The organism is Ralstonia sp. 1B3 (assembly GCF_036631435.1).
Map to the genome: position 1 here is coordinate 30,411 of NZ_JAPNUG010000010.1, position 21,034 is coordinate 51,444.

General features: G+C 60.1%; 13 protein-coding genes and 4 pseudogenes. 9 read left to right on the top strand and 8 right to left on the bottom strand.

The window, feature by feature from the left end:
• Positions 1–61: 61 nt before the first annotated feature.
• On the bottom strand, positions 62–3,277 hold the full coding sequence (locus tag OWR21_RS02705; RefSeq protein ID WP_332394555.1) for a glycosyl hydrolase family 95 catalytic domain-containing protein: 3,216 nt from the start codon (positions 3,275–3,277) through the stop codon (positions 62–64).
• A 590-nt stretch (positions 3,278–3,867) separates the two neighbouring features.
• Here OWR21_RS02705 and OWR21_RS02710 point away from each other — a divergent pair.
• Positions 3,868–4,677 carry an IclR family transcriptional regulator gene (locus tag OWR21_RS02710; protein ID WP_332394556.1) on the top strand — a complete coding sequence of 270 codons (810 nt, stop codon included), beginning with the start codon at positions 3,868–3,870 and terminating at the stop codon, positions 4,675–4,677.
• 107 nt (positions 4,678–4,784) lie between these two features.
• Here OWR21_RS02710 and fabG read toward each other — a convergent pair whose 3' ends face one another.
• The 6 genes and pseudogenes from fabG to OWR21_RS02740 all read right to left on the bottom strand — a co-directional run.
• Positions 4,785–5,525 carry a 3-oxoacyl-ACP reductase FabG gene (fabG, locus tag OWR21_RS02715; RefSeq protein ID WP_332394557.1) on the bottom strand — a complete coding sequence of 247 codons (741 nt, stop codon included), beginning with the start codon at positions 5,523–5,525 and terminating at the stop codon, positions 4,785–4,787.
• Positions 5,526–5,880: 355 nt separating this feature from the next.
• Positions 5,881–6,670: pseudogene (locus OWR21_RS02720) on the bottom strand (SDR family oxidoreductase).
• The gene (locus OWR21_RS02725) at positions 6,657–7,130 is read right to left on the bottom strand and encodes an SMP-30/gluconolactonase/LRE family protein (protein WP_332394558.1); all 474 of its coding nucleotides are present in this window, start codon (positions 7,128–7,130) and stop codon (positions 6,657–6,659) included. The pseudogene OWR21_RS02720 and the gene OWR21_RS02725 overlap by 14 nt, the downstream one beginning before the upstream one ends.
• On the bottom strand, positions 7,127–7,714 hold the full coding sequence (locus tag OWR21_RS02730; protein WP_332394559.1) for an SMP-30/gluconolactonase/LRE family protein: 588 nt from the start codon (positions 7,712–7,714) through the stop codon (positions 7,127–7,129). Before OWR21_RS02730 ends, OWR21_RS02725 begins: the two co-directional genes overlap by 4 nt.
• Positions 7,715–7,753: 39 nt before the next feature.
• The gene (locus OWR21_RS02735) at positions 7,754–9,094 is read right to left on the bottom strand and encodes an MFS transporter (RefSeq protein WP_332394560.1); all 1,341 of its coding nucleotides are present in this window, start codon (positions 9,092–9,094) and stop codon (positions 7,754–7,756) included.
• A 129-nt stretch (positions 9,095–9,223) separates the two neighbouring features.
• A pseudogene (locus tag OWR21_RS02740) lies at positions 9,224–10,153 on the bottom strand (3-keto-5-aminohexanoate cleavage protein); the annotation flags it as partial.
• Between the two features lie 378 nt (positions 10,154–10,531).
• Between OWR21_RS02740 and OWR21_RS02745 the strand changes: the two are divergent.
• Positions 10,532–11,574: pseudogene (locus OWR21_RS02745) on the top strand (AraC family transcriptional regulator).
• A 379-nt stretch (positions 11,575–11,953) separates the two neighbouring features.
• Here the strand turns inward: OWR21_RS02745 and OWR21_RS02750 are convergent.
• Positions 11,954–12,865 (bottom strand): LysR family transcriptional regulator, encoded by a 912-nt coding sequence (locus tag OWR21_RS02750; protein WP_332394561.1) that lies wholly within the window; start codon positions 12,863–12,865, stop codon positions 11,954–11,956.
• A 204-nt stretch (positions 12,866–13,069) separates the two neighbouring features.
• Here OWR21_RS02750 and OWR21_RS02755 point away from each other — a divergent pair, with 204 nt between their 5' ends.
• From OWR21_RS02755 to OWR21_RS02785, 7 genes and pseudogenes are all read left to right on the top strand, one after another.
• Positions 13,070–14,026, top strand: a complete 957-nt coding sequence (locus OWR21_RS02755; protein ID WP_316874370.1) for a dihydrodipicolinate synthase family protein — start codon at positions 13,070–13,072, stop codon at positions 14,024–14,026.
• 228 nt (positions 14,027–14,254) lie between these two features.
• Positions 14,255–15,697, top strand: coding sequence for an MFS transporter (locus OWR21_RS02760; RefSeq protein ID WP_147215239.1), 1,443 nt, complete (start codon positions 14,255–14,257; stop codon positions 15,695–15,697).
• Positions 15,698–15,856: 159 nt separating this feature from the next.
• Positions 15,857–16,959 (top strand): annotated as a pseudogene (locus OWR21_RS02765) (porin).
• A gap of 302 nt (positions 16,960–17,261) precedes the next feature.
• The gene (locus OWR21_RS02770; RefSeq protein WP_316874367.1) at positions 17,262–18,854 is read left to right on the top strand and encodes an MFS transporter; all 1,593 of its coding nucleotides are present in this window, start codon (positions 17,262–17,264) and stop codon (positions 18,852–18,854) included.
• Positions 18,855–18,912: 58 nt separating this feature from the next.
• Positions 18,913–19,410 (top strand): MarR family winged helix-turn-helix transcriptional regulator, encoded by a 498-nt coding sequence (locus OWR21_RS02775; protein WP_147215243.1) that lies wholly within the window; start codon positions 18,913–18,915, stop codon positions 19,408–19,410.
• A 29-nt stretch (positions 19,411–19,439) separates the two neighbouring features.
• Complete coding sequence (locus tag OWR21_RS02780) at positions 19,440–20,411, top strand: magnesium and cobalt transport protein CorA (protein ID WP_147215245.1); 972 nt, start codon at positions 19,440–19,442, stop codon at positions 20,409–20,411.
• Between the two features lie 10 nt (positions 20,412–20,421).
• Positions 20,422–20,979 carry a DNA-3-methyladenine glycosylase I gene (locus OWR21_RS02785; protein WP_147215246.1) on the top strand — a complete coding sequence of 186 codons (558 nt, stop codon included), beginning with the start codon at positions 20,422–20,424 and terminating at the stop codon, positions 20,977–20,979.
• Positions 20,980–21,034 lie beyond the last annotated feature (55 nt).

Here is a 21,034-nt window from a genome sequence, read left to right on the forward strand (position 1 = left end):
GGGCGTCCCTGAGAACCGGGTCGCTCGGGCGCCAGTCGACGCCGTTTCTCAGGGGCATCACTCAACTGGGCGTGACGGAGGTGTCCTGACCGTTGACGCGGACGATCACCGGCTGCTTATTTGGCGCCTTGTCGGCCACGATGTTGTACGAGACGACTTGCCCGTTGCTCCATTCGCAGTCCACCCGATATCCGCCGCGCGCCCGCAGGCCAGTGAATCGGCCGGCGGATTTCCATGCGGCCGGGCACGCTGGCAGCAGCACGATCTTCCCCTCGTGGCTTTGCAGCAGCATTTCGGTCACTGCACCGCTGATGCCAAGGTTGCCGTCGATCTGGAAGGGCGGATGATTGCAAAACAAGTTCGATAGCGTGTTGTAAGTCAACAGGCCTCTGAGCATGGTCTGGGCGCGCTCGGCGTCTCCGAGTCGCGCAAACAGAGCGCAGCGCCAAGGCCACGTCCATGAGCGTCGGCTGTCGCCCGACACCGTTCCCGCCGTGAACGTGATGTTGCTCCCGGGTGGCTCACCGCAACGGGCCTTCAGCGAGACAAGCGCGGCTGCAGCGAACGCAGGTGTTTTGGACGGGCTGATTTGGCGTCCCGGATATACCGCGAAGAGGTGGGATGTATGACGGTGAATGTCGGCCGGATCGTCACGGTCGGTTTGCCATTCCTGCAACTGGCCCCAACTGCCGATCTTGTTCGGCGCCAGGTCCGCTTGCATTTGTGCGACGGTCGCTCGGTAGGCCGAATCGACGTTTAGCTTGGCAGCGGCATCCTGATAGTTCTGGAACAGATCCCAAATGATCTGCTGGTCGTACATCACCCCGTCTTCGCGCGGTCCGTGTTCGGGCGACCATCCGTTCGGCGATACCAGCGTCCCGTTGGGCAGTCTCTTCAGGCGGTCTTCCCAGAACTGGCAAATTTCCTTGATGAGCGGATACGCGATGTTCCGCAGGTAGTCGATGTCCTGCGTGAATGCGAAGTGCTCGTACAAGTGTTGGGCATACCAGGCGCTGGCGACCGTGTTCCACTCCCAACCGTTCCCGCCGTAGATGCTTTGACTGGTTCTTGCTGTCCAACCGCGGTTCGCACCCAGCGCCGCCTTTGATGCGGCGCGGCTGGGCCCGGCAACCTGGGCGATGAAGTTGACGAGCGGCAGATGGCAGGCGGGCAGGTTGGTGCTCTCGGCTCCCCAGTAGTTCATCTGTATGTTGATGTTGGTGTGGTAGTCGCTCGCCCATGCAGGTTGGTTGTCCTGATTCCACAGCCCCTGGAGGTTCGCCGGCAGTCCACTCGGCCGCGACGAGCTGACGAGCAGGTAACGGCTGTAATCGAACATGGTCTGCTCCAGCGATGGGTCTGCAGCCCCGACGGCATAGGCGGCCCTTCGCTGGTCGGTCGGCAGAGCCGCCGTTGCAGGATCGGTGTTCCCCCAGTTGACAGAGGCGGTGGAGACCATCGCGCTGAAATCGGTGACGTGCGCGTCATGCAGTGCGCCGTAGCTCTTCGCCGCGGCTGCGGCCAGCGCGGTTGAAACGGCCGGCAGAGGATCGCCGCCGCGCCACCCCGACGCGTAATCCATTTTGTAGTTGGTGCGCGCATCGAGAATGAGCAGAAGGCCCGTGCAACCACTGAACGCCAGTGCGCCGCCCACCGCAGAGAGTTGTCCCCCGGTTGCGATAACCTGAATGCCGCATGCGTACTTGAGTGCGTTGGCCATCGTCCCGGAAAACGTCAGCCGCCCCGTGTTCGCATCCGCGCTCGTACTGGCGCCTTGATCAGACGTCAGATTGATCCGTCCGGAGAGACCTTGCATGCCGCTGGCGACGTAGCGGAACACCATCACGTCATCGATCTTGCTGGCGAAGGCTTCTCGCGTGATCTGAAGATTGCCGATGCCGAAGGTGGTGGTATGAATTGCGCTCCCTAAGTCGAGGGCGCGGCGATATTCCGAGACTGCGGTACACGAAGCCGTCGTAAAACCGTCACCCGTCAGCGCGATTTCCGCCACCTGGAAGTGGCTGACCCCAGCCTTGGGCGTAAAGGTGAATCGGTAAAAGCTGTAGGCGGTGGTGTTTTGAAAGCTGAACGTTTGCGCGAGCTTGCGGCTCGCAAAAGGCGCATTCGGCGCGCGCGAGTCCAGCGTGGTCCAGCTGATGCCGTCGTTCGAGCCCGACAGTGTCCATTGCTGCGGATCGCGTTCCGGTACATCGTTGGCGCTGGTCAATGTGTACGAGTTGATCGCGGCCGGGCGCGGCAAACGCGCCTGCCACATGACCGAAGAACCCGGTTGCTCGATGCACCACTTGGTATCGGGCGATTGGTCCGACGTCTTGAGCAGATCCTCTCCACCCGTGCTGCTGCCCGCGGCTTGTCCGGTCGGCGACGACAGATACAGCGCACGCGGCTCAGCCAGGCTCACGCCGGCCAACCCGATTTCCGCTACTTGGAAGTGGCTAACGCCGGCCCTCGGTACGAAGCTGAAGCGATAGAACCGGTAGGCCGTGTTATTGGTGAAGTTGAATGACCGAGTCAGAAATCGGCTCGAGAACGGCGCATCGAGCGTGCGCGAGTCCAACGTCACCCAGCTTGAACCGTCATTGGATCCGCTCAGCGTCCATTGCTGCGGGTCGCGCTCGGGGACGTCGTTAGCGCTCGTGAGCGAATAGGTCGTCACCGCAGTCGGTGTCGACAACTCGGCCTGCCAGGTCACAAGGTTGCCAGGGCCATCGATGCACCATTTGGTGCCGGTGTTTCCGTCGACGCTCTGCGCCACGCCTTCGGCAGCGCTACTGCTGCCCTGCGCGGACCAGCCAGTCACCGTAGCGCGGGGGACGAAGTCGAGCACAACGTTTCCGAACGAACGATAACTGCCGAAGCCAGTCACGCTTGTGTCGAAGGCTTCGTCGTTCTGGCCAGCCGAGGCATTGTCGTAGTTGTTGATCCCGCCCCACAGGCTTTGCTCGTTGAATTGGATGCGCTCGGACAACGGGCCTCCGAACAGCATGGCGCCCAGGCGCGCATTTCCAATAGGCAAGGCTTCGGACTGCCAGTCCGTTGCCGCACTGCCATACCAAAGGCTTCGTCCCAGCGGTTGTGCGGCTGTCGTGCCTTGCGTAACGCCCTGTGATAGAGCGGTCGGGCGCAATGCTGTGCTCTCTGGCCTCGCGGATTCGGCTTCGCCGTCTCCGCCGCAGGCATGGAGCAGGGGAGTCGCCGCGATGGCGCCGCCCAACTTGAGAAGCGCACGGCGGTGCGGGTCGTACTTGATCGTCATTCAGATGTCTCCTTCATGTCGCGCAGCCATGGGTGGTCGGTCATCCAACCGCTGTCTGTGCGGTTTTTGGGCACGCAAGGGGGCCATCAGGTGCCCGATATGGACCTGTTGAAGTTGCTGCTGCAGGGGGCGCTCGCCAGCCTCGATGGCCTCTTCGCCACCGACGGCGTATGGCCTTACGGCCGGCTGTACAGAGAGGTCAGCAGAAAGATGTGGTGCGCATCTCGGCTTCGTCCATCACCTGGAGGCCGAAACAGGCGCCGGCCAACGCTGTGCAGCGTCGGTTGTGCGCTTGGCGACATTGAAGAAACGTGGAACCGAGCGGGATGGCTCAATGACGGGGCGGCGGCCGCCGATAGCGGTCGAACTGCGAGAAGCTGCCATAGGATTGTCTCCGGCGTGCAAGTTTGTGAATTGCATCGATGTCCGACGCGCGCCTCGCCTCTCTCGACGCTCATCAGTGAATATAGTATTTATATTTGAGTCGACGAGCGTCAAGAAACGCCCTCTAGGGATTTGCCCTACTGAATCCGCGTGCAGTCCTTGGCCATTTGTGCTTGGGCCAGCGTCACCTTAAGATTTGTCCCCCTATGGACCCAATCACCATCTCTTCCGCTGAGGCGGGTGCCGACCGCTATCGCGCGCCGGCGCTCGACAAGGGCCTCGATATCCTCGAGTTGCTGTCCGAGTATCCGGATGGCCTGACGCGCGCCGAGATCGTCAAGGCGCTCGGCCGCAGTGCCAACGAGATCTATCGCATGCTGGAGCGGCTCGTTGCCCGGCAGTACGTGACGCGGTCCGCCGGTGGGGACCGCCACGCGCTGAGTTTGAAGATGTTTGCCCTGGCGCATCGACATCCGCCCGTCAATCGCCTGGTCACGCAAGCGCTTCCCGTGATGGACGCCTATGCTCGGCGGGCGGAACAGTCCTGCCACCTGGGCATGGTCGACCGCGGCAACGTGCTGGTGATCGCGCAGGTGCCGGGTCGGGGTCCGTGGGGCTTGTCGATCCGCTTGGGTGCGCGCGTGAGCCTGCTCGACACCGCGTCCGGCCATGTGCTCCTGGCCTGCCAGAGCGATGAACGCCGTGCGCAGATGCTCGGTGAGCACATCCCCGTGGAAGGCGAGGAGCCTATTCCTGCTGACCAGTTCGATGAAACACTGCAGGGCATTCGTGCCGTGGGCTACAAACAGTGCGAAAGCCGCCAATCCTTTGGCGTGGTCGATATTTCGTTCCCAGTCCTGGGGCCGGACGGGTATGCCTTGGCGGTATTGACGTCACCGTATATTCGTCGCATCGACAAGCATGCTGCGCCATCGCTGGATGACGCACGCGTGTTGCTCCAGCAGGCGGCGAAGGAGCTATCACTCAACAGGCAAGAGCGCGACGATAAAGCTTAGGAGCTATTGTGCGGCCAGCGGGCGCGGCCGAGGCTTGCAGTCTGCCTGCGGAATTACTATGCGGCCGATCCCTTGCATGAGCGCGGCCGCGCTCGCACAGCAACTGGCTAGAGCGTCATGCCTCCGGATGCCTCGATGACGGCACCGTTGATATAGCTAGCTTCATCGCTGGCGAGAAAAGCATAGATGTTCGCAATTTCCTCGGGCTTGCCTAATCGACGCAACGGAACTTGGCTGCGCATCTTCTCCAGCACGTCATCCGGTACTGTAGAGAGGATAGGGGTGTCGATGAAGCCAGGGGCGACAGCGTTGACCCGAATGCCTTTGGGGCCGAGTTCCCGGCTCCAAGTTTTGGTGAATCCAATAACGCCGAACTTGGCCGCAGCGTAGTTTGTCTGCCCGTAATTGCCGTAGATCCCGACAACCGAACTTGCATTCAACAACACACCGGATTTTTGCTCAACCATACAGTCAACTACAGCCTGCGCGGTATGGAATACGCCGCGCAGGTTCACATCAATGACTTGGTCAAACTGCTCGAGCGTCATGTTCTGAAGACGAGCGTCTCGCGTGATGCCGGCGTTGTTGACGAGCACGTCGATTCGACCGAACTGCTCGCGCACCGCCGTGACCATCTCCTCGACGGCTTCGCGGTGGGCAACGTTGACAGAAAACCCCACAGCGGTAGCACCGACATTGCGGCATGCCTCTACGACCGAGGCTACCGCTTCTGCGTTGAGGTCGCATATGGCAACCGTTGCGCCCTCCTGAGCAAATTTGAGCGCCGTTGCCGCGCCAATTCCCTGCCCAGCGCCCGTAATTACCGCGACCTTACCACCTAGTTTCATTTTATCTGCGTCCTTCGAAATAGATTGTGTGACCTTGACCGGCGTCTTTGAATACCCCCAAAAATTCTGCCGCTCTCATCTGCAGCGCGAACAAGGATCGTTGTCAACGGGCAATATCGCCTTACATGAGTACGCTTTGCGACGATTAATACCGCCATGGCGAATCTGAGCGGTGGCGCGGAGCATATCGATTTTAATAATAGGGTTGCAAGCGCCTTAAAGTAAGGTCACTTTCGGACTCAATGATGTCATTTTGGGACAAAAGCGCCATGATCCGCTTTAGAGCACTCAATTCAACTGACGCCGGCGCAGTGAGAGGCAACGCCAGCGCATATGTGAAGCCGTATGCTGACACTTAGAGATACTCGACATTGCCATCAACGCTGATGGCTTGTCCTGAAATGTTATGAGCCGCCGGCGACGCCAGAAAGAGCGTCATAGCTGCAATGTCGTCTGCGGTCACCATGCGGCGGAGAGAGATTTTGGCAAGATATTGTGCTTTCATCTCGTCGAAAGACACGCCGGTCGCTTCGGCCCTTGCCGCAATCACGCGGTCAATCCGCTCCCCCTGAACGACCCCTGGCAAGATGGCATTGACGCGGATGTTGCTTGGGCCCAGTTCAATCGCCAAAGACTTCACGAGTCCCACGATGGCCCATTTCGCAGACGCGTACGGTGTCCGAAACGCGTATCCCAGCCGTCCGGCAACCGACGACATAGCGATGATTGATGGGGAAGCAGATGTTGCTTTCAACAACGGTACAGCCTTACGAAGAAAGTAGTACTGACTGTTGAGGTTGGTCGCGATGGTTCGTTCCCACTCGTCCGGTCGTATGAAGGCGATGTCTCCGGTCGGACCAGCGATACCCGCATTGTTCACGAGGATGTCGAGTCCACCGAGTTCCGAGCTGACATCGTCCATGATGGCGTCAACTTGGTCGCGATTACTGACATCGACAACGCCCGTGTGAAACTTGGGGTTTCGCTCGCGTTTTCGCGATCGCGGACGGATCAACATCGCAGACATACACTGTCGCCTCAGCTTGGGCAAAGGCCTCGGCTATCGCCGCGCCGATGCCAGCCGCTCCACCGGAGATCAGAACCCGCAATCCTGGCTGGGGTTTCAAGAGTTCAAAGATGTTCATTTGTATCAAAGAGGAGATTTCCATTCACTGAAGGAGCCCTTCTAGACTCACCAATGCGCCATTGGCAGGCCCGCAACGGGAGAGCGAAAACAAGGGATTGAATCGTGTTTGAGGCTACCCAAAAAACGGTTCTGAGATCTGGGCCGCCAAAAGTCACGCTGGTGATCCATGGCGCAATCTTTCCACCCGTCTTCTCGATGATGCCCATGGGGACGATCTCGCCAGTTGAGAAGGCGGCTTCAAAGGCGGCGGTCGCCTCCTTGTTGCCATCCTCTAATATCGTATGTACTTCGCCCGTAGGAAGGATCGCGACGAGGCGGTCAGCGAAGATCATTGCGCACCAAAGATTTCCGTACGCGTCGAACGCGAGGCCGTCAATGAGGCCTGGTCCCAAGGAACTTGGTCCATATGTCTGCCTTGGACCTAGTTCGCCATTGTCGAGAACGCGAAAGCGGCTCACCCTTTCGCTGTCGTCTCGGCCACATACAGGAACTCTTCTTTGGCGTCGAATCGAATTTCATTCGTGAAAGCGAGACCGTCAGCGACAATGCGAGCGCCCCGATCGTCAATGAGTACAACATATCCGTCCGCAAGGTTGCAGCGGATGGCATCCGGCCAAGGACTCACGCGTGTTGAGACGGTAATCCAAAGACGGTCTTTGCTATCTCGCAAGACGAAGTTGACCTTCCCCAGCGGCGAGCCATCAATCTCGTCGAGCAGAACACGAAGTTCTCCTGTGCGCGTGAGTAGCTCCACGCGGTCTGTCCCAATGTTGGCAATGACCACGTTGCCTTCTGGATCCAAAGCCAGGCCGTTCGGCAGAGAGCCTCTTGTCAACCCATCACCCGTCAGAGGCGCCCCTGCACTCGCCGGCAGGATTAGCTGCTGTTCACCGGAAGTTTTGATGTGCATGACGCCGCCGCGGGCATCTGCTGCCAGAAGCGAGCCGTCGTGCTGGGCCAATATGCACTCCGGACGTTGCAGCTGTTGACCTACTGTCCGAATAGAAGTGACGTCGACTGTAAAACCACTGATTGGGTTCATTTGTCTCCACCGTATGCCTGAACACATCGGAACGACGCATTACCTCTGTGCTGTTTCCAGTCTGGCCGTGATCGGACGCTGTGCTTGGCCGATTGCCCTGGCCAGCAGTGGCACCAGCAGCAGGCCCAGTACGGAAGCAAACACAATAACGGTGAACCCCGAAGCGCTTTTTCCAGTCATCGTCTCTGCCAAACCGAAGAGGTATGGTCCAACGAACCCGCCCAACAAGCCGATGGTGTTAATGAAAGCGAGGCCGGCAGCTGCTTGCACACCTTGCAGTCGCTTCATCGCGATAGCCCAGTACGAGGGCAGAACGCCGCCGGCAAAGAAGCCTGTGATGCCAAGGAGCGTAAGCTGAGCCGCTTGATTGCCGGTTGCGATGAACGTGCACGCGCTTACGACAACTCCTGCTGTCAAGATGCCAAGGAAGCCACATTCATTGTTCACACGTCGATGAATGCGCGGGAGCGTCAAGACACCGACGAGAAACCCAATCCCGACGCTACTCGACAATATGCCTGTGACAATCGGTGAGCTCACGTGCATCTGTGCGACGATTGAAGGGGTAAAGAAGTACAGGCCAACGAACGCTACTTGGTTCAGGAAGTAGATGAGAGCGATAAGGACCGTCGTAGGCCGCTTCAGCGATGCGAGCCAGTCTGAGGTAGTTAATTCAGCGTGGCCGTGAGTGTCTATTACCGCGTGAGTTTCGAGCGCCTCAGCCTCTTTTTCCGATAGCCAGGCCACTTCAGATGGGCGGTTCGGAAGCTTAAAGAACAGGATGACGCCTAGCGCAATAGTGGGGAGACCTTCCAGTAGAAACATCCATTGCCAGCCGCGAAGGCCGCCGATGCCAGCGAACTCCATCAGGCCGGCGCCCAGAGGATTCCCGATGATGAGCGCGATAGACGGGGCTGTGTAGATCCAGCCAACCGCAACGGCGCGGTCTTTAGGCGCAAACCACAGCGTCACCATGTACATAAGGGCAGGGAAAAGCCCGGCCTCAGCGGCGCCTAACAGTACGCGAAGGACGTAAAACGACCACTCGCCCCGCACGAACATCATTGCAGTCGATAGTGTTCCCCACGTGACCGCGATTCTTGCTATCCACAGGCGGGGCCCCATGCGATGCGCGGCGAGATTGCTGGGAACTTCCAGCAGGGCATAGCTGATAAAGAAGATGCCAGCACCAAGTCCATACGCTGCGGCGCTGATGCCGAGATCTGCTGCCAGAGCAGTCTTTGCCAGCGCCACGTTTGTTCGGTCGATGAAGGACAGGAAATAGATGAGGCACATCAGTGGGATGAGCCTCCACATTACCTTGCGCGTTGCAAGGCGATGCACGTCTTCCGGGCTGCGGTCCACGGTTACGGTATTCATGGCGTCTCCAAAGAATACATCGCTCGCCTCCTTTCTTATGTTCGACGTAGACAGCTACACCGATATGGAGGCGTTCTGAAATAAATTGCTTAGACTTGTGGTCGGTCGTAAGCCGATCACTAATTTAAAAGAGACTTTGTTTCGGCCTTTCAAACCTAGCATTTGTCGAGCTTCCGCGGGCGTGGCAATTTCGAAAGACAGATCTTCGAGGATTCGCCGAATCTTGCCGACCTGCTCAGAGTTTGATTTCGCTTTGACGCCACGCGACAGATACACACTGTCTTCCAGTCCAACGCGGACGTTTCCCCCATGATTGCGCCCATGGTGACCAGCGACATCTGATGACGTCCGGCGCCAAGGATGGAAAACTGATAGTTCTCGCGTCCGAAGAGCCGGTCAGCGGTGGAGCGCATGATGGCGAGGTTTTCGGGGTCAGGGCCAATCCCGCCGAGAATGCCGAGGACGGACTGGATAAAGAACGGTGGCTTAATTAGGCCGATGTCAATGAAGTACGCTAAGTTGTATAAGTGGCCGACGTCATAACACTCGAATTCAAACCGGGTTCCATACTCATGGAATTCGGTCAGAATATTCTTGATGTCCCGGAAAGTGTTCCGAAAAATCATGTCCTCCATACCTGTGACGTATTCCTTTCCCAATCGAATCGCCAGGAAGACATCTTCGCTGCGATTGGATGGAGTGAAAATTCATGGAACCCATGTTTAACGAACACATCTCCGGTTTGGCAACACGGGCGTACGCCAGCCGTTCGTCTAGCGTCATGCGCGTGCTACCGCCCGTCGAGATGTTGATGACGGCGTCGGTTTCGGCAGCGATTGCAGGCACGAACTGGCTAAAAACATCAGGCGACGGCGTTGGACGACCGTCTTCTGGATTGCGGGCGTGAAGGTGAAGGATCGCTGCGCCAGCTTGCGCTGCCTCGAGTGCTTGAACCTTGATTTCCTGGGGCGTCAAGGGCAGATATTCCGACATAGAAGGCACGTGCGCAGAACCGGTGATAGCGCATGTGATGATGACCTTGTTGCTGGAGTTGCTCATTTCCATATCCTGTCTATGGGGCTACGTGCACGTCGCCAGCAATGGCATACGTACGAATCTGGCCAATGACGTTAAGAACTGTCGGCAGGGTGCCAATGTGGTTGGCTGGCAAACAGTGTGCGCAGCGACTAACTGCGGCTTGGAAGCTGACACTCAGCGTTGGCGCGCTCGTATTCGTGACTCTGAGGTCCGAAAACGAGGCCTAGTCGAAAGGGGCCCACGAGAGAGGGTGGACATGCTGGTCTCCGATATATGTTCAGGCCCCACGCCTTGATATGGACCTGTCAGTTGTGTCACTGATGGTAGTAAGATCCCTGTGACCATGGAAGGTCTTTATCGGACAAGCTGATGTCCTTAAAGGACATCAAGGGAGGCGTTGTGTTGTCTACCTTTCCGCTGATGAACGAACGGATTTATGCGCCTTATAAGATCGCGGCGCTGGTAGAAGTGTTGGCGGAGCAAGGGATTGCACCCGAGGACAGTCTAAAAGGCAGCGGCGTGTCCGCCGATCAGATTTACGACGCATCCGTGCTGACATCTGTCCGACAATATGCGGCCGTTTGCAGGAATGCTATCGCGCTGTCGTCCGACCCAAGCACGCCGTTCAAAACGGGGCGCGTCTTCATCTCGCGGCATATGGGATGTACGGCTACGCGTTGATGTCGTGTCTTTCGCTACGAGACTATTTTCGACTGGGCGTCAAATATCATCGGCTCGCAACGCCGACCCTTACGATCGAGTGGACGGAACGCGCCGATAGTTCGGTGTGGACTTTTCCAGACGCATTCTCCTCGAACCTCCCACACGAGGTGCAGCAGTTTCTGCTTGAGCAGCAGTACACGCAGCACGTGACGCACCTTCAGGATGTGGCTGGTCGAAGCTGTCCTCCGATGCTCGCTCGATTCGCATATCCAGCCCCTGAATATGCCGCTGTCTATCCCGAGTACCTAGGATGCCCGTGTGAGTTCGATGCCGACGAATGTCAGCTTATCTACGATAGTTCAGTCCTGGAAATTCAGCCTCATCTCGCTCACCGACATTCCGCGGCGCTGATCCAGGAGACATGCGACAGACTCATCGGGCAAGCAAAGACGTCATCGGGTGTCTCGGGTGAGGTCTATCGTTTGCTCATGAGCAAGCCTGGCGTGTTTCCCGATATGGAAAGCATCGCAGATGCGCTCAAGATGACGACGCGCACACTGAGGCGAAAACTTGAGGTTGAAGGGACTTCGTTTGTCGCCATTATTGACGACGTCAGATGCTCACTTGCTCTCGAGTATCTGAAGACAACGAAACTGAGTACAGACGACGTCGCAATGCTAGTCGGGTTCACCGACACGGCTAATTTCCGACGAGCGCTGAAACGTTGGACGGGAAAGGGTACGGGCGAGCTTAGGGGCAACCGTGCAGATTTGGGGTGAAGTTCCTGTATTGATCCTTTTTCCTACATCATGCAGCGCCGCGCAGACGCCGTCGCTGACTAGACTCCCAGGGCACGCTGAAGTCATCAAAGTCGCCGGGCGCTCCCGAAGGCAGTTGTAGGTCTGTCTTCTTGCCGTGGAACGCGATGGCCTTGTCGTCGACGCGCCGGTCGCCCTGCTCGCGCCGTCCAGCAGCTTTCAATGCAGGACGGAACCCGTGGCCTCACATCAAAACGGGTCGGAGCAAACGCGCTGCAATGCTCACGGGTTCAACGGTACGGTCTCTATATGTGGACGGCAATCTACCCTCGCCCTTCGATGTTTGCGGCGGTCAGTAGCGGACGCCGAAAGAGTTGGCCGCTGGAGCGAGAGCGTCTTATCACTCGTGCTCGGAAACCGCGGTTCCCGTTTGGGCGATCTCTTTGATAAGTTGCATCACCGTGCGGCTGGCAAGCGTCAGGTCACCATGCCGTGACATCGCCAGCGCGATATACCGATAAACCGTCGGATCCACAACCTTGGCCGCTTGCAGCCGTCCTTCGCGCACGGCGTTTGCAATGGCATATGGACCCAGCAGTGCATACATGCCGCCATCCTCGACGATGCGCGTCTGCAGGCTGAGGGAATCCGCTTCCACCACGACGTTCAGAGAGATACCGCGCTGGGTCGCGAGGTGGTCGAGCCAATCCCGCCAACTGCTGGGCCGGCAGAACGAAACCAGCGGTAGATCGTTCACGGCTGCAAACGGCACCGTGGGCTCGGCCAGAAGCGGATCGCCGGGTCTGCCAACCAGGTATGTCGCGGCTTCGGTGAGATAGATGTCCCCGTGCTTGGGTGTCGGGCTGTGCCGGAACAACAGGGCAAGATCGACGCTGCCTTCTTCCAGCCAGGTTTCCAACTGCGCGCCTTGACCTTCTCGCACGCTGAGTTTCACGAGGGGATAGCGCTCGCGCAAACGGTAGTACAGCGTGCTGACCAAAGGATGCGCCGTAGAGGGAATGATGCCCAGGCGTACGGTCCCGATTGGTTTGCCGGCGGAACTTTGAATGTCGTTGGCCAACTGCTCCGTGCCCGCCAGCCATGCCCGCACCTTCGGTGCGATGCGCTGACCCAACTCCGTCAGCACAACGCCGCGACCCGTCCGCTGAAATAGCCGGCCACCGGCTGCCTGCTCCAACTCGGCAATCTGTCTGCTGATATGCGGCTGCGTGGTGCCGTGTGCCAATGCCACCTTGCTGAGGCTGCCAAGTTCGGCGGCCTCGATGAACAGTTTCCAGCCCGCGTAATCCACGGCGTCCCCACGGTCTTGATATGTCAATTCAGTATATCTGAAATGCCGGAATTCATTCTTCCGGCATGCCTTGCGCCTCCCTAGACTGCATCGCAAGCACGTTGACCACCCAGGCGTTCCAAGGCTTCGCCGGCGACGAGCGCTCCCCGGGCACCGGCATGACGCCCCCGGGGAGACCTATCGATCCACTCGTGAGGAGACTCCATGAAAGACATTGATCTGCGCGGCCTCGTACCCGCCCCCGTGACCCCGTTCACCCGTGATGGCGCTGTCGACCACGCGGCCATTCAACGCCTGGGCAAGTGGCTCGGCAGCTTTGACGGTGTGAAAGGCCTGGTTGTGCTCGGGCACGCCGGGGAAGGCACCTTCCTGTCCCAGGAAGAGCAAACCGCCGTGATCGAGAGTTTCGTGAAGTCGGTCGACGGCAAGCTCCCCGTTATCGCCGGCATCACGCTTGAGGGCACGCAGGTGGCCGCGGCTGAGGCCAAGCGTGCCGTCAAGGCCGGTGCCTCGGCTGGTCTCGTCTATCCGTCGCACGGTTGGCTGCGCTTCGGTTACCAAAAGGGTGCACCGCAGGACCGCTATCGCGCCATCTATGAAGAAAGTGGTTTGCCGCTGATCCTCTTCCAGTATCCGGACGTGACCAAGGCGACGTACAACCTGGAAACGCAGCTTGAGATTGCCGCACAGCCGGGCGTGTTCGCCATGAAGAACGGCGTACGCAACATGCGCCGCTGGGATACCGAAATTCCCGTGATCCGCCGCGAGAATCCCGACCTTCAGATCCTGACCTGTCACGATGAATACCTGCTGCACACCATGTTCGACGTGGATGGCGCACTGGTTGGATACGGCAACATCGCGCCCGAACTGCTGATCGAACTGATCGCGGCCGGCAAGGCGAAGGACTACTCGCGCGCGCGTGCCCTTCACGACAAGCTGTTGCCGATCACGAAGAACGTCTACCACCGTGGCTCGCACATGGAAGGCACCGTCGCGCTGAAGCACGCGCTCGTCGCCCGGGGCATTCTCGAGCACGCGACTGTGCGTTCTCCGCTGCTGCCGCTCGAACCCGGGGCGGAGATCGACATTGCCAACGCCATGCGCTCGGCCGGGCTCACCGGCCCGGGTGCCGGAGTGGTGCAGCCTCTTGCCGCGTAAGGCAAGCAGGCCAAGGCCAACGCCTTGAAGGCGTGGCACACGGTATGAGCTGCCGCGTTGTCGGCGTGTGCACACCAAAAGCAGTACCTGTCCGGGCGTGATACAAGCGCTATCAAAGCGCCACGCCCGGCGCCACAGCCGACCAACGGCTGCCACCAGAACAACAAGATCATCGATGCAGGACGCAACCCGTGGCCTCGCATCAGAACAATGACATCTGGAGACAACATGACCATCACCACGCCCGCCTTGGCACACCACGGCGTGCAGGAGACCGCGCACACCGCCTCAGCCGATTCCGGCTCGCGCGCCGCACAGCTCCTCTTTCGTATCGAGAACGTCCCCTTTAGTCGCTGGCACACGAAGGCCCGCATCATCATGGGCAGCGCCACGCTGTTCGACGCGTTTGACGCGCTCTCGCTGGCCTTCGTCATGCCGGTGCTCGTGGGACTGTGGCATCTCTCACCGAGCGAAATCGGCGTGTTGATTGCCGCCGGTTATCTTGGCCAGGTGGTCGGCGCGCTGCTGTTCGGCTGGCTGGCCGAGCGTCTGGGCCGGGTGCGGAGCGCCACCATTACTGTCGGCCTGATGTCCGTCATGAGCGTGGTGTGCGCGTTTGCCGGTAACTTTCAGATGCTGTTCCTGTGCCGGTTCCTGCAGGGCATCGGCGTCGGTGGTGAAGTGCCAGTGGCGGCGACCTACATCAACGAACTGTCGCAAGCGCACGGGCGCGGACGGTTCTTCATCCTGTACGAACTGATCTTTCCGCTGGGGCTGCTGGCGGCGGCTCAGGTTGGCGCGTTCCTGGTGCCGCGCTTTGGCTGGGAATACATGTTTCTGGTCGGTGGCATTCCTGGCATTCTCGTGGCGCTGCTGATCATGCGCTTGCCCGAGTCTCCGCGCTGGCTCATATCCAAGGGCCGCTTTGACGAAGCCGAACACGTGATCCGGGACATTGAAGCCAGCACGCCCCGACGCAATCTCGACCCGCAACGCGACAGCACCGAAATCGACACGCGAGTCGCCACGCTGCTCGATGGCATCCGCGCACGTCGCAAGGGCTCGTGGAAGGAATTGTTCTCGCCGCTGTACCGGGGGCGGACGCTTGTCGTGTGGTTGCTGTGGGCCAGTTCCTACTTTGTCGCCAACGGCATCAATAACTGGCTTCCGAGCCTGTACAAGACTGTGTATCACTTGCCCCTGCAAGAGTCTCTGCATATGGCGTCGGTGTCGAACGTCCTTAGCACCTGCGCCGTGCTGGTGTGCGCGCTGCTGGTGGATCGCGTCGGTCGTCGGCGCTGGGCCATGGCGTGCTTCCTGATCAGTGGCGCCTTGCTGGCGGCATTGGCAGCGATCGGTGCCGGCAGTGCGCTGTCCGTGATGATCCTGGCGTCTTCTGCCTACGCTGTGATGGGGACGACCACCGTACTGCTGTATCTGTACACGCCTGAAATCTATCCAACCCGCATGCGCGCCATCGGCACAGGGCTGGCGACGTCATGGTTGCGTGCCGCATCGGCTGCTGCGCCCGCCATCGTCGGTGTGGTTCTTGCCGGCTACGGCATCGCCTCGGTGTTTGTCATGTTTGCGCTGGTGAACGTCATCGGCCTGCTGGCGGCCATGCGCATGATCGAGACCACCAATCGAGCGCTCGAAGACATCTCGCCCTAGGCATCACGGCGCCACCGCGCGCCATCCCTCTACCTTCCATCCTGCATTGCCCCAAGAGGGGTCGCCACGTGCGACCGCCTCTCGGCGGCGTACATCCCAAAAAACAGACAAAACCCGGCGCGGTGTCACGCGCGGGTACAACACAGAGGAGACCTCACCATGAAAACCACGTCCTGGCTGATCGGCATGAGTATCGGTGCCGCCACCCCGATGATGGCCGCTGCACAGTCCGTCACGCTCTACGGCCTGATCGATACCGGCGTTGAATACGTCAATAACGTTGGGACCACGAAGAGCGGGCTGGTGCGCATGCCGAACCTCACAGGCACCGTGCCGTCGCGGTGGGGCGTGCGCGGCAAAGAAGACCTGGGCGGCGGTCTGCATGCCGTCTTTACGCTTGAATCGGGTTTTGCGCCTGACTCTGGCGTCTCGAATCAGGGCGGACGGCTGTTCGGCCGGCAAGCAAACGTGGGGCTCAGCGGGCCGTGGGGGAGGTGACGTTCGGTCGGCAGAACACCATGCTGTTCTGGGCGATTCTCGACTCGGACATCCTTGGGCCCAACGTCTATGGCGGTAACGCGTTGGACAGCTATCGCCCGAATGCGCGAGCCGACAATGCCATCGCTTACAAGGGCAAGTTGGGCGGGTTCACCGTGGGCGCCACGTATAGCTTTGGCCGCGACACAGTCAACGCAGGCACGAATCCAGCCGGCACGAACTGCGCCGGCGAACTGGCATCGGACAGCCGCGCGTGCCGCGAATGGTCTGCCTTGCTGATGTACGAAACCGGCAGCTGGGGCATCTCAACCGCGTACGACTCGCTGCGAGGCGGCCCCGGCGCAGCGGCCGGCCTCAGCAGTAGCAAACTCAAGGACGATCGGCTGCTCCTCGGAGCTTACGCCTTATTCGACAAGACAAAGGTGGGCATCGGCGCTTCGTTCCGCAACAACGAAGGTGGCGCGCCATCACACAGCCAGTTGTACTACGCAGGTGCCTCCTACGACATCACACCGGCATTCAACCTTGCAGGGCAGGTCTACTACTTGCACTTCAACAACAGCGCCAACAAGGCATGGCTGGGCGCCATCCGGGGCACCTACGCATTCTCGAAGCGGACGTCGGTGTATCTCACCGGCGGGTACATCGATAACAGCGGACAGTCGAATCTGTCGGTGAGCGCCGGTGGGAGTGGAGGGACGAGCAACCCGGCGCCTGGTGGCAATCAACTCGGCGTTATGGCGGGGGTTAAGCACGCGTTTTAAGAAGTCCCTCAAGTTTTTTCTCTGAGAGTGCGCGCAAAAACTCGGCTGTGCGAGGAATTGGAGGTCCGTAGGCTTGCGGCAACCTACTGCCAACCTTCGATGACAAAGTCGGCTCTTTCCCAGCTTTTCCGCCCGGGTCAACTCGATTTGGGTGCTTTCAGCGCACTTCGACAGACTTTATTCCCCTCCGACAAGACTTTATTTTCTCCAATCAGCCCATCCAGCAAGCCATCCCGGATCCCGCTACAATATCGTTGACACATCAATCGTTGATGTATCATTTGTATTGCCGCTCCTCCGCCATGGCCGTTCACACCGCGCTTCCCCACTCCCATACCCAGGTTCTGCCGTTCAAGGAATCGCTCCTGGCGATGATCGGCATCTGCTTTGTCGTCGTTCTGGTCGCCTTCGATCAGACCGTGGTCGGCACTGCGTTACCGACCGTGGTGGCCGAACTCAAGGGTTTTGAGCTGTACGCATGGGTGGCGACGTCGTATCTGTTGACCTCCGTGGTAACGGTGCCGATCTTCGGGCGCCTGGGCGACTTTTACGGCCGCAAGCCGTTCGTGATTGCCTCCATCGTGGTGTTCACGCTGGCATCGGTCATGTGCGGCATGGCAGGCAGCATGACGTTTCTCGTGTGGTCGCGGGCGCTGCAGGGCATTGGCGGCGGCATGCTGGTCGGCACGGCGTACGCATGCATTCCCGATCTCTTTCCCGATGCGCGCGTGCGCTTGCGCTGGCAGGTCATGCTCAGCGCCTCTTTCGGTATTGCCAACGCCATCGGCCCGACGCTGGGCGGATGGATGACGCAGGCATTCGGATGGCGGTCGGTGTTTTACGTAAACATCCCATTCGGTGTGCTGGGGCTGTGGTTTGCCTGGCGCTTCCTGCCGCACCTGCGTCAGAACATGCACACCGGGCGTATCCGGCTGGATTGGCAGGGTGCGGTGCTGATCACCGTGGCGCTGGGGGCGTTGCAGTTGTTCGTCGAATGGCTGCCGCGACATGGGCTGACGCCGGCGTTGTTCGGCTGGCTGGTGCTGTCGGCAGCAGCGTTTGTGGCGCTGTGGTGGTGGGAGCAGCGTGCGGAACAGCCGCTGCTGCCGTTCGACATGCTGCGCAATCCGGCGCTGGCCGCGCTGTTCATGCTGGCGTTGCTGTCGGGTTTTTCGATGTTTGCGGTGCTGTTCTATGCGCCGTTGCTGTTCCAGGGCGGGTTTGGCATGTCGCCGCAGGAAGCCGGCCTGGTGATCACGCCGCTGGTGGTCTGCATCACGCTGGGCAGCATCATCAACGGGCGCATCGTCACGCGCATTCCCAATCCCAACGCCATGCTGTATGCCGGCTTTGCGCTGCTGACGGCGGCGGTGGCCGGCATGTCGTTGTCGTCCCGGGGCATGCCGCATACGGTGCTGACGTTGCTGATGCTGCTGGCCGGTCTGGGGCTCGGTTTCGTGCTGCCCAATCTGACCGTGTTTGCTCAGCAGACGGCCGGCCGTGCGCATCTGGGCATTGCCACCGCGCTGCTGCAATCGCTGCGCATGGTGGGCGGTATGGTCGGCACGGCGCTGGTCGGCACGCTGGTGAGCGAGCGCTATGCCTCGGGCGTGGCCAATGCACTGCGCGCTGACAGCGCGACGCAGTGGCTGCATCAGCTTGCCGATCCCGAAATTCTCATCGATCATGACGCGCAAGCCGCCTTGCTTTCGCAGTTGCATGCTGCCGGCCACGACGGTGCGGCGCTGCTCGAAGCTGCGCGCCATGTGCTGGTGAGTGCCATCCATATCGGCCTGATCGTGGCGACGGTGGTGGCGCTGATTGGCCTCTGGTATGTGCGGCGGGTACCGCCCGTGGTGCTGCACCATGTCGAGCCCGTGCAACATACGGAATAGGCGAGACACGCCGGAGCGGTTAGGATGCGCGGTTTCCCAGCAATCTCAGCCCTGATCGATGACCTCTGAACGCGAACGCTTCGCCGTCATGCACCAGTTCGGCCGCACCTATCGTGCGTTCATGGCCGCCTTCGAGGCGCATGTGGGCCAGCCGATGCCGCGCTGGCGCATCCTGCTGGCGCTGCACGACAACACCGGCGGCGGCATGGCCCAGAAGCAACTGGCCGAGCGCCTGCAGATGGACCCTGGCGCGCTGACCCGCCAACTTAAGGTGCTCGAGCAGCTCGGCTGGATCGAACGCGCGACCGATGCGCGCGACAATCGCCTGACCAACGTGTCGCTGTCAGATGCCGGCCTGGCAGTCGTGCTCGACTGCATGCCGCGCCGCATCGCCTTCATCAATGCCACGCTCGATGGGCTGCCGGACGACCTCGTCCACGCGTTGTCCGAAGCGCTGGCGCAAATCGAAACACGTCTGGCCGAAGTGCCGGCGCTGGCCACCGCGGCTTCCACCGCATCCGATAGCAAATCCGCAGATCAGCCCGCAGACCGTTAATGCGCGCTGAATGCGTTCCGGAGACAACCATGTCCATGGTGATCAACAGCGCGCTGTACCGCAACGGCAAGCGTGAGCGTGACTTGTCCGTCGAGGCCATCAGCGACGTGCTGCACACGCCGGGCTCCTTTGTCTGGCTTGGTTTGCATGAGCCCGACAACGCGATGCTTGACCGCGTGCAGGAGGAATTCGGCCTGCACGATCTCGCCATTGAAGACGCCCGCAACGCGCACCAGCGGCCCAAGCTCGAGCTGTACGGCGACGTGCTTTTCATCGTGCTGAACACCGCGCAGATAGAAAACGGCAACGTCGTCTTTGGCGAGACGCACCTGTTTGTCGGCCGGGACTTTCTCGTCTCGGTGCGGCATGGGCCGTCGGCGTCGTATTCGCCGGTGCGCGAGCGTTGCGAGCGCACGCCGCAATTGCTGGCCAAGGGCGCGCCGTTTGCGCTGTACGCGGTGATGGACTTCGTGGTCGACAACTATCAGCCCGTGCTGGAACGCCTGCAGGAAGAGTTCGAGCAGATCGAAAGCCAGATCTTTGGCGACACGTTCGATCGCGCGGCCATCGAGCGGCTCTATACGCTCAAGCGCCAGCTTCTGCGCCTGCGCAACGCCGCGCTGCCCGTGGAAGACATCGCCGGGCAGCTCGTGCGCCTGCATGAAGACGTGGTGCCCAAGGAACTGCGCGCGTATTTTCGCGATATTGCCGACCATGCGCACCGCGCGGTGGGCGCGCTCGACGTGATTCGCGAAATGCTGACCACGGCCATCTCCGTGAACGTGGCGCTCGTGTCGGTCACGCAAAACGACATCGTGAAGCGGCTGGCGGGGTGGGGCGCTATTCTGGCAATTCCGACCGTGGTGTTCAGCAACTACGGCATGAACTTCAAGGGCATGCCGGAGCTGGAGCATCCGGCGGGGTATCCCATCGTGCTCGCGTGCACGGCCACCGCTTGCGTGTGGCTGTATCGCAAGCTGCGCAAATCGGGCTGGATCTAGGAGGCAAGAGATGGCGCGTTGCTGCTGGGCGGGCGAAGACCCGCAGATGATCGAGTATCACGACACCGAGTGGGGCGTGCCCTCGCACGATGATCGCCACCTTTACGAGATGCTCATTCTCGAAGGCGCGCAGGCCGGGCTGTCATGGCAGACCATTCTTCGCAAGCGAGCGCGCTATCAGGAAGTGTTCGAGGGGTTTGATGCGGCACGCGTGGCGCGCTTCACGCCGGCGCGCATCGAAAAGCTGCTCGCTGATCCGGGCATCGTGCGCAATCGCGCCAAGGTCGAGGGCGCCGTCATCAATGCGCGGAAGGTGCTGGAGCTTCAGGAAGAAATGGGTTCGCTCGACGCATTCCTGTGGTCGTTTGTCGATGGCAAGACCATCGTCAACCGCTGGGACAGCTACCGCGATGCACCCGCCGCGACCGACGCATCCAAGGCGATGAGCAAGGCATTGATCAAGCGCGGTTTCAAGTTTGTCGGCCCGACCATCTGCTACGCCTTCATGCAGGCCACCGGCATGGTCGACGATCACGAAGCGGGGTGCTTTCGCGCCGGCAAGGCATAACGCTCAACGGCGCTTCTTGATCGGATGAATCTCCGTTATTCTCGCCAGTCCCAAC

Coding starts and splice junctions, on each gene's coding strand:
- OWR21_RS02735 (WP_332394560.1), bottom strand. CDS start 9,094: ATGAATACCGTAACCGTGGACCGCAGCCCGGAAGACGTGCATCGCCTT.
- OWR21_RS02760 (WP_147215239.1), top strand. CDS start 14,255: ATGACCATCACCACGCCCGCCTTGGCACACCACGGCGTGCAGGAGACC.
- fabG (WP_332394557.1), bottom strand. CDS start 5,525: ATGAAACTAGGTGGTAAGGTCGCGGTAATTACGGGCGCTGGGCAGGGA.
- OWR21_RS02785 (WP_147215246.1), top strand. CDS start 20,422: ATGGCGCGTTGCTGCTGGGCGGGCGAAGACCCGCAGATGATCGAGTAT.
- OWR21_RS02780 (WP_147215245.1), top strand. CDS start 19,440: ATGTCCATGGTGATCAACAGCGCGCTGTACCGCAACGGCAAGCGTGAG.
- OWR21_RS02775 (WP_147215243.1), top strand. CDS start 18,913: ATGACCTCTGAACGCGAACGCTTCGCCGTCATGCACCAGTTCGGCCGC.
- OWR21_RS02705 (WP_332394555.1), bottom strand. CDS start 3,277: ATGACGATCAAGTACGACCCGCACCGCCGTGCGCTTCTCAAGTTGGGC.
- OWR21_RS02710 (WP_332394556.1), top strand. CDS start 3,868: ATGGACCCAATCACCATCTCTTCCGCTGAGGCGGGTGCCGACCGCTAT.
- OWR21_RS02755 (WP_316874370.1), top strand. CDS start 13,070: ATGAAAGACATTGATCTGCGCGGCCTCGTACCCGCCCCCGTGACCCCG.
- OWR21_RS02770 (WP_316874367.1), top strand. CDS start 17,262: ATGGCCGTTCACACCGCGCTTCCCCACTCCCATACCCAGGTTCTGCCG.
- OWR21_RS02730 (WP_332394559.1), bottom strand. CDS start 7,714: ATGAACCCAATCAGTGGTTTTACAGTCGACGTCACTTCTATTCGGACA.